Annotated in this window: 9 protein-coding genes; 4 read left to right on the plus strand and 5 right to left on the minus strand. The window is 52.5% G+C overall.

Annotated features, from left to right (window positions below; all coding sequences use genetic code 11):
- Window positions 1–2: 2 nt before the first annotated feature.
- The 4 genes from BK816_RS00150 to nrdE all read left to right on the plus strand — a co-directional run bounded on the left by BK816_RS00150 (window position 3) and on the right by nrdE (window position 4695).
- Window positions 3–1349, plus strand: a complete 1347-nt coding sequence (locus BK816_RS00150) for an APC family permease (protein WP_071163359.1) — start codon at window positions 3–5, stop codon at window positions 1347–1349.
- Window positions 1350–1797: 448 nt separating this feature from the next.
- Entirely contained in the window at window positions 1798–2040 is a 243-nt protein-coding gene (nrdH, locus tag BK816_RS00155; protein ID WP_071163360.1) for a glutaredoxin-like protein NrdH, read from the plus strand.
- A 109-nt stretch (window positions 2041–2149) separates the two neighbouring features.
- The gene (gene nrdI, locus BK816_RS00160; RefSeq protein WP_071163361.1) at window positions 2150–2569 is read left to right on the plus strand and encodes a class Ib ribonucleoside-diphosphate reductase assembly flavoprotein NrdI; all 420 of its coding nucleotides are present in this window, start codon (window positions 2150–2152) and stop codon (window positions 2567–2569) included.
- Window positions 2539–4695 carry a class 1b ribonucleoside-diphosphate reductase subunit alpha gene (nrdE, locus tag BK816_RS00165; protein WP_071163362.1) on the plus strand — a complete coding sequence of 719 codons (2157 nt, stop codon included), beginning with the start codon at window positions 2539–2541 and terminating at the stop codon, window positions 4693–4695. The genes nrdI and nrdE overlap by 31 nt, the downstream gene beginning before the upstream one ends.
- 156 nt (window positions 4696–4851) lie before the next feature.
- On the opposite strand, the gene BK816_RS00170 is transcribed toward nrdE, so the two are convergent.
- The 5 genes from BK816_RS00170 to BK816_RS00190 all read right to left on the minus strand — a co-directional run bounded on the left by BK816_RS00170 (window position 4852) and on the right by BK816_RS00190 (window position 14265).
- Window positions 4852–6552, minus strand: a complete 1701-nt coding sequence (locus BK816_RS00170; RefSeq protein ID WP_071163363.1) for an ABC transporter family substrate-binding protein — start codon at window positions 6550–6552, stop codon at window positions 4852–4854.
- Window positions 6553–6818: 266 nt separating this feature from the next.
- Window positions 6819–8522 (minus strand): ABC transporter family substrate-binding protein, encoded by a 1704-nt coding sequence (locus BK816_RS00175; protein WP_071163364.1) that lies wholly within the window; start codon window positions 8520–8522, stop codon window positions 6819–6821.
- Window positions 8523–8763: 241 nt separating this feature from the next.
- Window positions 8764–10695: an ABC transporter ATP-binding protein gene (locus BK816_RS00180; protein ID WP_170299642.1), complete on the minus strand. Its 1932-nt coding sequence runs from the start codon at window positions 10693–10695 to the stop codon at window positions 8764–8766.
- Complete coding sequence (locus BK816_RS00185; protein WP_071163366.1) at window positions 10688–12697, minus strand: ABC transporter ATP-binding protein; 2010 nt, start codon at window positions 12695–12697, stop codon at window positions 10688–10690. The genes BK816_RS00180 and BK816_RS00185 overlap by 8 nt, the downstream gene beginning before the upstream one ends.
- A 95-nt stretch (window positions 12698–12792) precedes the next feature.
- Window positions 12793–14265 (minus strand): M81 family metallopeptidase, encoded by a 1473-nt coding sequence (locus BK816_RS00190; RefSeq protein WP_071163367.1) that lies wholly within the window; start codon window positions 14263–14265, stop codon window positions 12793–12795.
- Between the last annotated feature and the right edge of the window lie 257 nt (window positions 14266–14522).

The raw sequence follows: 14522 nt of genomic DNA on the forward strand, positions 1-14522 counted from the left end.
CCATGGCTAACAGTAGCGCGAAGAAAATCTCGGTCACCGAGGCAATGTCCATTGGTATCGGCGGCATGGTGGGCGGTGGTATCTTCGCGGTACTGGGCCTAGCCGTGTCGTTAGCTAAGGGGTCCACGCCGCTGGCCTTCTTGGTAGCTGGTTTGGTGGCAGCTCTAACTGCCTACAGTTACGCCAAACTATCCCAGCGTTACCCAGACCGGGGTGGCACAGTTCGTTTCCTCAATGAGGGTTATGGGCGCGGGGTTTTCTCGGGTGCGATGAACAACCTGTTGTGGTTGAGCTACATCATCATGCTGTCGCTTTATGCCTCTGCTTTCGGGTCCTATGCGCCAAACCTGTGGTCAATAACTGGCAACCACACTGCCGACTTCCACCTCTATGCCAGTGCCATCATCATTATCGCCACACTGATTAACTACTATTCGATTGCGGTCGTCAGCCGGATTGAACAGGTTGCCGTAGTGGTCAAACTGGTGATTTTGTTAGCTTTTGTGGTGATTGGCGCCCTCGGGCTATTTACTTCGGGCCACGTGTCGCAACTGGGGGTTAGTAACTGGGAGAGCCCGATCCACCTCTTTGCTGGGGGCATGGTGATTTTCGTGGCCTATGAGGGTTTTGAACTGATTGCTAATGCCGCCCCAGATATTGAAAAACCACAGAAAAATATTGCTCGGGCTTATGCCGGTGCGGTCGGTTTCGTGATCGCCCTTTATTTCGTGATTGCGATCGTGACCGTTGGTTCTCTGTCCTTTGCCAGTATCTCTAAGGCCCAAGATTACGTGCTAGCCGAGGCCGCTAAACCCATGTTGGGGCAAACCGGTTTTGTCATTATCACTATTGCTGCGTTGATTTCTACGTTTAGCGCCATTAACGCCTCTCTATATGGTGGTGCGCAAGTGAATTATGAGATTGCCGAGGACGGCGAATTGCCTCATGGCTTCCTGTCGATCTGGCGTAATCAACCTATTGGTTTGGCCATCACTGCCCTTGCCACTTTGGTGGCTGTCAATGTTTTGCACCTAGAGAGCATTTCTACCGCTGGTTCGGTTGGCTTCCTGTTAATTTTTGGCATCGTTAACTTGGCGGCGTTCCGCCTAGCGAAGCCGGCGAAAGCAAATCGCATCATCACCGGTTTGGGTGCTGCCTTGTGTTTCGTCGCTACCATCATTTTGATTGGCCAGCAGTGGCGACAAAATTTAGTTGGCGTGATCGTCGCCCTCGGTTTGATTATCTTCTGTGGGGGAGTCGAACTGTGGTATCAAAATAGTAAGAAAGCCGCGAAATATCGGGCAAAATCGGCAAAACTAGCGGCGCCGAAAGTTAGCCGCGTGCAGTAATTGCCTCAACTCTTCTGGAAAAAACCACTGGTTGACGTAGTTGACGTATTTTTCTCTTTTTCCAGATCAATTTCGAAGCAGTTTTGAGCAAATTACAATGGTGTTATTCACAGGGTGTGGACGGACTTTTCCAGTTTTCCACAGGGTGTGAAATCGACGAAAACCACCTCGATTTCTTCGGCAAAAAATTCAAAACTTGCTAACTTTCGGGCAAAGTTGGGCTTGCTAGGAGGAGAGTAAATTACATCGATGTAGTTTTATGCCCAAAGTTGTCCACAGGCGATTTGAAGAATTGGGGGTAAAAACAGGGGTGACACGACATCTAGGGGTGGTGGCAATAATCCACCACAAGTTGTAGGGTATTCACGAGAGTTACCAAGAAGGCGACGCTCGCTTAGAAACAGACGGTTTCAAGCTTCATCCCCGTATTTATACAAGGAGACTAATCATGATGATCACGGTATACAGCAAGCCTAACTGCGTGCAGTGCACCGCGACCTACCGCGCTTTGGATAAGCAGGGGATTGAATACACCGTCGTCGACCTGATGGAAGATGCACAAGCTTTAGAGTTTGTGAAGTCTCTTGGTCACGCTCAGGCACCGGTAGTCGTTGCGGGTGACACTAACTGGGCCGGGTTCCGTCCTGACTTGATCAAGCGCCTAACTCAGACTGCAGTGGCATTCGGCTGATCTTCTGATTTCAGCCGCTGCTGGCATCCACCGCCAGCAGCGGCCCTGCAATTCAGTGGCGTGATCGCCAGTCAACGATGACTGAAATAAGGGATGAAGGAGTGCGTTTATGTCGGGTCTAGTAGTTTACTTTTCTTCTGCGACTGAAAATACGCACCGTTTTGTCCAAAGACTCGGCTTCAAATCTGCTCGGATCCCACTTTTGCGAACCGATCCAGAGCTGAGTGTGGACGAACCCTACGTGTTGATAGTTCCTACCTATGGCGGGGGAAATCAACGAGGCGCAGTCCCCAAACAGGTCATTAAGTTTTTAAATAACCCAGCAAACCGAGCCTTATGCCAGGGGGTTATTTCAGCCGGGAATACAAATTTTGGTGCCGCGTATTGTCTCGCGGGCGAGATTATTTCCGCTAAAGTGGGAGTGCCCCATATGTACAAGTTCGAACTCCTTGGCACCCCCGAGGACGTTCGTAAAGTCCAAGAAGGATTGGAAGAATTTTGGCAGAGAACCTTACCGACACCGGTTTAGAAGTGATTCCCTCCGCTGAGCTCGATTATCACGCGCTTAATGCTCAGCTAAACCTGTACGACAAGGATGGCAAGATCCAGTTCGACGCAGATAAAAAAGCGGCTCGACAGTACTTCTTGCAACACGTCAATCAAAATACTGTTTTCTTCCATAACCTGAAGGAAAAGCTCGACTATCTAGTCGAAAACAAGTACTACGAACCAGAGGTGCTTGAAAAGTACGATTTCGACTTCGTAAAGTCCTTGTTCAAACGTGCTTACGGGCAGAAGTTCCGCTTCCAGACCTTCCTCGGAGCTTTTAAGTACTACACCTCTTACACCTTGAAGACTTTCGACGGTAAGCGCTACCTAGAGCGTTTTGAAGACCGTGTCTGCATGGTGGCTCTAACCTTGGCTGATGGTGACAAGGCTCTAGCCGAAAAGCTAGTGGACGAAATCATTGCCGGTCGTTTCCAGCCCGCCACCCCCACCTTCCTTAACGCTGGTAAGGCCCAGCGTGGTGAACTCATTTCCTGCTTCTTGGTGCGCATCGAAGACAATATGGAATCGATTTCGCGTGGCGTTAACTCCGCCTTACAGCTTTCCAAGCGTGGCGGTGGCGTCGCCTTGTCGTTGACTAACCTACGCGAATCGGGCGCCCCCATTAAGAAGATCGAAAATCAATCCTCTGGCGTCATCCCAGTCATGAAGCTACTCGAGGACGCTTTCTCCTACGCCAACCAGCTAGGGGCCCGTCAGGGTGCCGGTGCGGTGTATTTGCATGCCCACCACCCAGACATCATGAACTTCTTGGACACCAAGCGTGAAAACGCGGACGAAAAGATTCGTATTAAGTCCCTCTCCCTCGGGGTGGTCATTCCAGACATCACCTTCGAACTCGCTAAGCGCAACGAAGACATGTACCTCTTCAGCCCTTACGATGTCGAACGCGTTTACGGAGTGCCGCTTTCGGACATTTCGGTTACCGAAAAGTACCACGAAATGGTTGACGACGGCCGCATCCGCAAAAAGAAGATCAAGGCCCGTAAGTTCTTCCAAACCATCGCCGAAATTCAGTTCGAATCCGGCTACCCCTATGTGGTTTTCGAAGACACCGTGAACCGAGCAAACCCGATCGATGGTCGCGTCACCATGTCGAACCTTTGCTCCGAAATCCTCCAGGTCTCCACCCCTTCGTATTTCAACGAAGACTTGACCTACAAAGAGGTCGGCAAGGATATTTCTTGTAATCTCGGCTCGCTCAACATTGCCAAGGTAATGGACGGTGGCGACATTGCGTCCTCGGTTGAAACTGCAATCCGCGCCCTAACTGCCGTTTCAGACCAGTCCAACGTGCAGGCAGTGCCTTCGATTGCCCGCGGCAACCGCATGAGTCACGCGATCGGCCTCGGCCAAATGAACCTACACGGCTTCCTTGCGCGTGAACGTATCCACTACGGCACCCCAGAAGCCCTAGACTTCACCAACCTGTACTTCTACACTGTGGCCTTCCACTGCATCCGCGCTTCCATGGAAATTGCGAAGGAACGCGGCGAAACCTTCGAAGGTTTCGAACGCTCCCAGTACTACACCGGCGAATACTTCGAAAAGTACCTCGAGGGTGACTGGCAGCCAGAAACCAAGGAAGCCGCCGAACTTTTCGAACGTTTCCAGATTGAGTTGCCCACCAAGGACGACTGGCGTCAGCTGGCCGAGGACGTCCACACCTACGGCATGTACAACCAGAACCTTCAGGCCATTCCGCCGACCGGTTCGATCAGCTACATCAACAACTCGACCTCGTCCATTCACCCGATCGTGGCGAAGATCGAAATCCGTAAGGAAGGCAAGATTGGCCGTGTCTACTACCCGGCCCCATACTTGACCAACGACAACCTCGAATACTACAAGGACGCCTACGAGATCGGCCCACAGGCCATTATCGACACCTACGCGGTGGCCACCCAGCACGTGGACCAGGGCCTGTCGTTGACCTTGTTCTTCCCGGACAACATCACCACCCGTGATCTCAACAAGGCGCAGATTTACGCTTGGCGTAAGGGCATCAAGACCTTGTACTACATCCGACTCCGCCAAATGGCACTGTCGGGTACCGAGGTCGAAGGTTGCGTCTCCTGCATGCTTTAAACCCTTGAGCTAAAGAAAGTTTTCCCCCTAGAACCAAGTGTTCTAGGGGGAAAACTTTTGTGACCAAGCGAGTTCGGTTAGGCGGATGTCAGTGCGGGGTGAGCACCCGCCAAGGTGGGCCAGCCAAAGAATGACCTGCCCACCAAGCTAGTTGCTTTACTTACCTTGGGCGGTGACGGTCTCCGGGTTGGTCCAACCGATCAGTTCAGGAGCCAACTTTGCGAAGCCCATCGAACCGAAGTTAGCCAGCCCCGGCTTGGTAGCCACCATGGCTGGGCCGTTCATGATTGGCATGGCGCCGGCCAAAGCCATTGCCGCCTTTTCTGCCTTGTTACCCAGTTTGAGTGCTTCGTTCTCGTCCTTAGCGTTAACCGAGTCGAGGCAAAGCTTGTCAATCTCGTCATTGCCCAAACCGGACTTCAACAAGGTCTGACCCTGCTGGTAGAACTGGCAAATGTCCGCCATCCCGAAGGGGTTTTCGGCATAGAAGGCCGAGTAGAGGACATCAAAGTCGCGATCCTTGACGATTTGCGGGTAGTCTGCCGGCTTCTTCTGCTGAATGTCTAGCTTGATGCCAACGTTCTTCCACAAAGCCATCAGAGTGTCGTTAATGGCCTTCGCGGTATCCGAAGTGGAGAAGGAAGGCATCCGAACCACTAGTTCTTCACCCTTGTCGTTAGTGCGGAACTCTTTGCCTTCAGCCTGCTTCCAACCGGCCGCGTCCAGCAACTTCTTTGCTTCCTCGGGATCTGCCTTACCGAGGTCGCCAGTGTTGTCCTCGTAGCCCTTTTGCGGCTGGAATAGGACGAGGGAACCGAGCGGGTCGGCCTCGAACTTCATCCCCTGGAAACGCACGTTCATGATGGTCTTGCGATCCATGGCTTTTAGCAGCGCCTTGCGAACGTTAATATCCTTGAGATAGTCAGCCTTCGAATTCAAAGTGAGGACGTTTTCCCCCATGGAAATGCCGGTGTAAACCGGAGTGTTTTCGTCCAACTGGGAGAGACGTTCTTTATTAGAAACCCCGACGAGGTCGATTTCCTGGTTACGGAAGGCAGCCATATCAGCCTTGTCGTCGAGGGCGCGGAAGTAAACCGTGTCTAGCTTGGTTGGCTTACCCCACCACTTTTCGTTCGGGACGAAGGAAATATTGCCAGCCTTGAGGTCCACCGAACCAATCTTGAAAGGACCGGCTCCCCATTCGGGACGAGGATTGTTCAAGTAAGCGTCATTGAAGTCGGCGCCCATCGCGGCCAACTTAGGGTGCATGACGGAGTTAAAGTTCTTCTTCCACCAGGGGAATACCGTCTTGTAGGTGACTACAGCTTGGAAGTCATTTTCACCGCGTTCGACCTTTTCGATTGGTTCGTAACCGGTGGAGTCATTGAGGACCATGGATTCGTCTTGGCCCGAGCCAGCCTTCCAGGTGCCCTCCCAAACCTTCCAGTCGAAGGGGGTGCCGTCGTTGAACTTGGCTTTGTCGTTGAGACTGTAGGTGACGACGGTCTTACCGTCTACGACCTTGTCTTCTACCTTGGTGACATAGTCGGGGTTGATTTGCCAGTTGCCATTGTCGTCGAACAAGGTGACCACTGGGTTGTACCAGTACCACAGGTCGACTGCAGCCATGGTCGAGTTACCTTGGAAGGGGTTGAACTGTTCGGGTAGCACCGAGATAGGAAGGGTTAGGTTTCCGCCTTGATTTAGCTTCTCGTAGGGCACGTGTAAGTAATCCGCAGAGGCCTTTTGTACTTCTTCGTTACCTTTACCTAGTTTAGCTTCGGTGCCGCAGCCTGAGAGGGCAAAGAGGCCGGCGATGGTTAGTACAGCTGCGGTTGTTTTTACAGCGCGTTTCATTTCTACTCCAAGAAATCAAGATGTTTTCACGTCATCCTTTTGGATGAGCTATGAGTTAATATATTAAACTATTAACACGTTAGCACGCTGAAACGAGGAATTTGGGGAAAGTGTAAGGCGGAAGATAAAAAGCAGAAAAGTGTTTTATTTTACTTTTGATAAGTTTGCCGAGGGCGCCCAAGGTGTTTTAGACAAAAGTAGTGCCCCCTAGCAGCTAGTAAATAGCCGTTAGGGGGCACTAAGAAGTTTAACGCTTAAGCGTTAGCTCACTTGCCTTCTGGGGAAGCGGCTGGAGCGTCGGTCCAACCAATCAATTCAGGAGCCAAGCGGGCGAAGCCCATGGCGCCACGGTTAGCCAAACCAGGCTTGGTAGCAACCATTGCAGGGCCGGACATAACTGGCATCATGCCAGCCATTTCCAAAGCCTTCTTTTCGGTTTCGTTACCGAGCTTAAGAGCTTCAGCTTCATCCTTAGCGGTGATGGACTCGTTGCAGAGCTTGTCGATTTCTTCCGAACCAAGACCGGACTTGGTTAGGTTCTGACCCTGCTCGTAGAACTGGCAGATGTCACCCATGGCGAACGGGTTATCAGCGTAGTAACCGTTCATCATGACGTCGAATTCAGCGTTAGCCATGATCTGTGGGTAGTCAGCAGGCTTCTTCTGTTCGATGTTGAGCTTAACGCCAACGTTCTTCCACAATGCCATCAAGGTGTTGTAGATAGCGGTTAGGGTTTCGGTGGTGCCGAAGGAAGGCATCATTAGTTCAAGTTCTTCACCCTTATCGTTGGTGCGGAACTCCTTGCCTTCCTGGAGTTTCCAACCAGCTTCGTCTAGCAACTTCTTAGCAGCTTCGGCGTCGAACTTGCCGAGGTCGCCCAAGTTGTCTTCGTAGCCAGGCTGGGTGGGCTTGAGGATCAAGGAACCGAGGAGGTCACCCTTGTAGTTCATGCCCTGGAAACGAACGTCCATGATGGTCTGACGGTCAACGGCCAACATGAGAGCCTTACGGACCTTAATGTCGCCCAAGAGTGGACGCTTGGAGTTAAGAGTTAGAGCAGTTTCACCCAAGGACTGACCGGTGTAGATCGGTACATTGTCGTCCTTAACCTGGGAGAGACGGTTCTTGTTACCAACGGCAACCAAGTCGATTTCCTTGTTACGGAAAGCGTTGAGGTCAGCGTTGCCTTCGAGGGCGCGAACTACGACCTTTTCGAGCTTGGTAGGCTTGCCCCACCACTTCTCGTTAGGTTCGAAAATGAACTTGCCGGCCTTCGAATCGTATTCGGTGGCCTTGAATGGGCCAGCGCCCCACTCTGGGTGTGGGTTGTTAACGTAAGTGGTGTTGAAAGCTTCACCGGAAGCAGCCAAAGCTGGGTGCATGACGAAACCGAAGTTCTTCTTCCACCAAGGGAAGGTCTTCTTGTAGGTAACGACAGCCTGGAAATCATTGGCGCCACGTTCAACCTTTTCAACGGCGGCGTAACCGGAGGTATCACCTAGCTGGTAAGCCTTGTCTTCACCGCTGCCGGCCTTCCAAGTGCCTTCCCAAACCTTCCAGTCGAAGGGGGTGCCATCGTTGAACTTAGCCTTTTCGTTAAGGTCGTAGGTAACGACGGTCTTGCCGTCAACTACCTTGTCTTCGACCTTGGTGACGTAGTCGGGGTTGGCCTGCCAAACACCCTCATCGTCGAACAAGGAGATGACTGGGTTGTACCAGTACCACATGTTCATGGTGTCTAGGGTGGCGGTTGCCTGGAAAACGTTCATCTGTTCTGGAACGGTTTCGATTGGCAAGGTTAGGGTGCCACCGTCCTTAAGATCTTCGTAAGATGCGTGCAAGTAGTCAGCGGTAGTCTTCTTGACTTCATCGTTGGTCTTGCCAAGCTTTTCTTCAGCTCCGCAGCCCGCCATTGCCACCAAAGCGGCAACGGAGAGAACAGCGGTAGCGGTCTTTACGACGCGGTTCATTAATCACTCCAAAATTTCTGTGAATAGCTGTAATTTTCAGCGCAATACAATATCGTATTGCATTGCTGGTACATTCGTACGCTAGAGTGATTAAGATCAACAGAATTGTAACGAAAAGGTCTCGTTTGGCTTGAAAATCCGCGGATTAGTCACAACTAATGTCCCAAGTTCTTAAGGAACAAACCGTCCTCGAAACACCCTAAAAACACCAAAAATAATCACAAAACGAGACAAAAAGACCCTACTGATATTGCCCGGCCTGTAACTGGTACAACTCCGCATAATGACCATGGCGAGCCAACAACTCTTGATGACTACCCACCTCAACCACGCGACCCTGCTTCAACACCACAATCAGATCCGCTGCACTAACAGTCGAAAAACGGTGAGTAATCAACAAACAGCTAGCACCTAACTCACGCAACTGGCGAGTAGCAGCAATATAGTTCTCAAAAATTTCCGCTTCAGCCATCGCATCCATTGCCGAGGTCGGCTCATCCAAAATCAACAACGCCGGATTCTTACGAGCCAAAGCCCGCGCAATCGCCAAACGCTGCCACTGGCCACCCGAAAGATCCTCGCCACCACTACTCTTCCCCAACGGAGTATCCAAACCCTGAGGTAACGAGCCCACCAAACTATCCGCCCCAGCCCGGCTCAAAGCAGTCAAAATCACCGACTCATCCACCCCAAGATCTCCCACCTGCAAAGCCGCCTTCGGATCCAAATCCGTGGATAAAATAGCGGAACCCGCATCAACAGTAGCGTCACCATCACCCGGCGATGCCTCACAGGCCGAGGACGATCCACCCTGGTCAAACGCCGCACCCAAAGCCACGACCTGCCCCAAATTTAACTCAAAATTCACATGATCTTGGAAAGCCGCAGACAAACGAGAACGCCACCAAGCCAAATCAACCTCAGGTAGGGGAGTACCACCCACCAAGATCTGGCCACCAGTCGGATCAAACATACCCGACAACAAATTCGCCAGCGTAGTTTTACCGCAACCATTCTCACCAACCAAGGCCACCACCTTACCCGCAGGTAAAGTCACATTCAGCCCACTCAAAGCAGGCTCGCTCGCCCCCGGATAAGTAAACGACAAGTCGCGCAACTCTAAATCAAAACCAACCCGGTCACCGGCCTCGACCACACCATCCAAACGCTCCCGGCCCGAATGAGCCGCCGACTCCTCCGCCACAAAACGCTGCAACCACTCATAACGACCACACGTACGCAACACCTGAAATAAAGAAGTAATCGACCAAGTCAAAGCACCAAAAGCCTCACGAATCGAAATGACCGCGGCGATCGCCCCACCCAAAATCGCGGCACTAGTTTTGCCCGCCGACACATCCTGCGCCAACAAAAACAAAACCACACCCGAAACCAACAAGTAAAAAGCGCTAATTAAGGCATAAACCCCATTCTCCTTAGCCTCAGCCACATAATGAGGGTGCTGCCAAGCAAAACCAGTACGCCCCACCAAATTCGCCATCGCCAAAGTCTTTCCATGCTGACGCAACTCGCCACCCGCAGAAGACCTACCCACCACCGACTGCAAATGCGTCAAACGACGCGAAAAAGGAGCACTAGCGTCCTCGGCCTGCTCCGACCACTTCGGAGCCAACTTCCCCAGCCACAAAAAACTCAAAGAAGCAAAAACCACAAACAACAAACGCCAATCAATCAACAAAGCAGACGCCAAAATCGAAATCGGGCGCAACAAACCCTGCAAAGCATTCATCAACGAATTAAAAGCCATACCCATCACCGAAGACTGATCAGCCAACTCCTTAACCTGAGTCTGAGCCTTCTCATCATGGAAAATACGCAAAGTCGGCACCCGATCAAACAAAGTCAGCACCCGACCCGACATCTCCAAAGAAATCTTACGCATCAACAACACACGCGCATTAACCCCAGCCACCATCGTCACCGAAGGTAAACCCACACTCAAAGTCAAAAAGACCCCAGCCACAACCATCCGGCTAGTATCACCACTACCAAGAGCCTGCAAAAACCAAGAAATGAACAAGGCACTCAACCCCATCATCACCGTTGTCACCAACTCAATCAGCGACAAAAAGAAAGTAATCGGGCTCAAACGCCAAGCAGTCACCAACAAATCGCGCAAACCACGCAACCCCAACTTCGAATTCTCACTCAACACACTCGCCCCCATCCGAAAGTGGCAAAACCTCACCCGAATCCGTTGAAACCTGCTGATAATGCGAAGCCTGCGTCAAAAACATTTGCGCATACTGCCCACCCAAAGCCAACAACTCCTCATGTGAACCATCCTCAATCACTGTGCCACCATCAATCACCACAATCCGATCCGCCTGACGAACAGTAGACAAACGATGAGACACCAAAATAGAAGTACGACCCCGGCGCAAAGCCGCAAAACGATCAAAAATCTCCTTCTCCACCCGCACATCCAAAGCAGCCGTCGGCTCATCCAAAATCAACACCCTAGCACCCTGCTCCAAACCCGCCAAAGTACGAGCCAAGGCCACTCGCTGCCACTGACCACCCGAAAGATTCGTACCACCCTCATAACCGTTATCCAAAACCCGAGACGGATCACCCACCCGAGCAGCAACCTCATCACCACCAGCCTGCGACAACAAAGCTAAAGCCAAATCATTACGCTCAACATCAACAACGACCGGCGAAACCCCAAGCGCCTCACCCTCAGGCGGCAACAAAATATTGTCCACCAACGACAACTCATAGCGCATAAAATCCTGGAACATCGTCGTCACCAAACCACGCTGAGCCGCCAAAACCGCCGGCAAACCAGCAATCGACACCTCACCCGCATCAGGCAAATACAAGCCACCCAACAACTTCATCAACGTGGACTTACCACAACCATTAATCCCCACAATAGCCACATGCTGTCCTGCAGGAATCCGCAAATCAAACGACTCAAACACCTGACGAGACGAACCCGGATAAGCAAAACGCAAACCACGCACCACCACCTCAGCACCCTCCGAAACCTCATCCGACAACCCAGACTCCAACGCCCCCGGAAGCGGCCCAGAACCAGAAGCGCCCTCGGCCTCGCCGCCCAAATCAGCCACCAACACCGGCAACTCTTCCTCGGCCCGCCAAACATCCAAATCCACCAAACTAAAAGTCACCGGCAAACCCAGCTCGCGCTGCAAACGCTCCAACTGCTCCAACTGCACCTGCTGACGAGCCCGATGCTCAGCCGCATCACCCATCATCCCAAAACCAGCAAAACCATTCATCGCCTGCAAAACCGCCAACGCGCCACCCAAAGACAAAACCCCAGACAACACATCACGACCCACAAACCACAAAATCAAAACCGCCACAAAAGCCAACAAAGCCCCAAAAAACAACGAACGGAAAAAACTCCGAGAACGATCGCCCCAAGACGAACGCAAATCCAAAGCCACCATCCGAGAAAACTCACCAACAAAAAACGAGCCAGCCCCAAAAATCTTCAACTCGCGAGCACCCGACGCACTAGAAACCAAACCATGAAAATAATTCCCACGAACCGACAACGGGCCAGACTGCTCAAACGACGCCGACAACAACTTCGTCAAATACGAAGTAAACATCGCCCCCGAAAGCACCATCGCAAACAACAACAAAAACGCCAACCACGGATTCCACCAGCACATCACCACAAAAGAACCCACAGCCCCAAAACGCTGCCCCAAAATAAAAAACGAAGAAAAAGTCGCATTACGACTCAAATAATCCCGCGACTCCCCAGACAAACGCCCCAACAACGCCTCACGCTCAGGCTGCTCCACCACAGAAACCGTCGAAGGAGCCAAACGCAAAGCCGCCAACCACCACTGCAAACGCGCAATAGTCAACAAATTCAAACGCTGAGACAAAACCTGCGACAACGGCGACAACAACTGCTCAAAACACAAAGCCAGCAACAACACCAGCAACCACACCCGCCACGACCAACCCAAAGGAGCACCAGCCGCACCAAAAGCAGACACCACCGCACCAGCCGCAAACAGCCACAAAAACGACAACACCGGCAAAAAGACCAACAAAACGCACAACGCCAACGTCAAAAACGGTGAAACCTGCCAAAAAAACTTAAACTGACGCAACCCACGCCCAAACTCACGGCGCCAACGCCCCCACACAGAAAGAACAGCCATCACAAAACCTCACAAACAAACACAAAAACTATGGCCAGTCTAACAAAAAAGAAGGGGGGGGAGAAAACGGAACCCAACAAGGCTCCCAAGTCAGATCAACGAACCGAAGACAACACCTCCACACCCAACACCGGATCCGACCCAAACCCATCAAACGGCACCAACGGCCGAGACAAACGCGAATACGGCAAACGCGGCAAATCCTGATCCACCGCCCCCGGCGACAAAGCCATCACCCAACCAGCCGACGCAGCAGCCAAATCAGGCTCCAAATACCCAATCTTCACCACCACCACATCCAAACCAGCAAAACCCGGAAAACCAGCAGCCGCAAAATCCAACTCCCGCGCATACTGCATCCGATTCTCCGTCACAATCACCTCAAACAAACCATCAGCCAACACCACACAACGACCAGCCCGCACATCCACAAAACGACGAACCACCCGACCCGGAAAAGCCACCGGCACACTAAACTGCGAAGGCAACTTCGCCCCCACCAAAACCTCCGGCAAATCACGCTCCCACAACAAATCCACCACCTGCGGATCATAAACAGAAGCCACCAAAACTCGCTTCACGCTGCCCAGCTCACGCCATCGCTCCCACAAACGAGACCACAAAACCGTCTCATCACCAACCCCACCAGCACCAGGATTATCACCCGTATCCGACACAAAAAACGGCGAAACCCCAGCAGACAAAGCCAACTCACAAGCCTCATCCACCCCCGCAGTCGGACCCACAAACTCAAACTCACCAGCCCGAGCCCAAAACTCGTCCCCCAAACGAGCAGCAGCCGCCTCAACCGCCCCACGATCAGGACCAGAAACCACCACCACCCCATGACAACGAGGCTGATCCGCCCACGGGAAACCCATCCAAATAGCCGCATCCCACACCCCACGGCCATCAACCAAACCAGCAATCAAACCATACAAACTACGCCCCGGCTCAACCACCGTCGACGTCTTCTCACCCGGCAACAACACCGGCACCGCCACCCGAGCCCGAAACACCTCAACCCCCGGCTCAGCCAACAAACGCACCAACAACTCCGCCGCCCGAAAACGAGTCTCCACCGCATCCACATGCGGAGCCGTCCGATAACACGTCAACAAATCACAAGCCTCAAACAACGCCTCGGACACATTCCCATGCAAATCCATCGAAGTTGAAACCCGAACCCTAGGCCCCACAATCTCACGCACCTGCGAAGCCAAATCCCCCTCAACATCCAACAAACCCTCAGAGCTCATCGCCCCATGAATATCCAACAACACCCCATCCAAACCAGCAGCCACCTCACGGCGCAAACCAGCCAAAAACTCCTCACGCCAAGACTCATAAAACTCCCGAGTCACCACCCCACCAGGCAATGCCCCAGCATGCACCAAAGGAACCCACTCAACCCCCTCAAACCGAGGAAAACGCTCCGAACCAGCCACCCACGGGTAACGAGCCAACAACGCCTCGCCACGAGTCACTGTAAAATCACCCTCGCCGGACATGTATGGAGTAAAAGTCGAAGACTCAATATGAATCCCGCCTACAGCAATCCGCAACATAACGTCAAACCCCCGTCGGTAACAAACGAAACAATCAGCAACTAGAGTAGCGCAAAACACCACCGCCTAGGGGATTTTTCATGCCGAGGACGAGGGCGGGCTTTGGCGGGTCCTGGGTGGGGTGCTCGCCCTTTCGGGGCGGACCTGCGGCCCACCCCGAAAATGCCCGACCGCACCCTGCACCCCACCCAGCTTCCCCGCCAAAGCAAACCGCGGGCAAGCAAAAGCAAAAGTGGAGTCGCGAGGTGGCGGTATGA

It is taken from the genome of Boudabousia tangfeifanii (assembly GCF_001856685.1).
GTDB lineage: Bacteria > Actinomycetota > Actinomycetes > Actinomycetales > Actinomycetaceae > Boudabousia > Boudabousia tangfeifanii.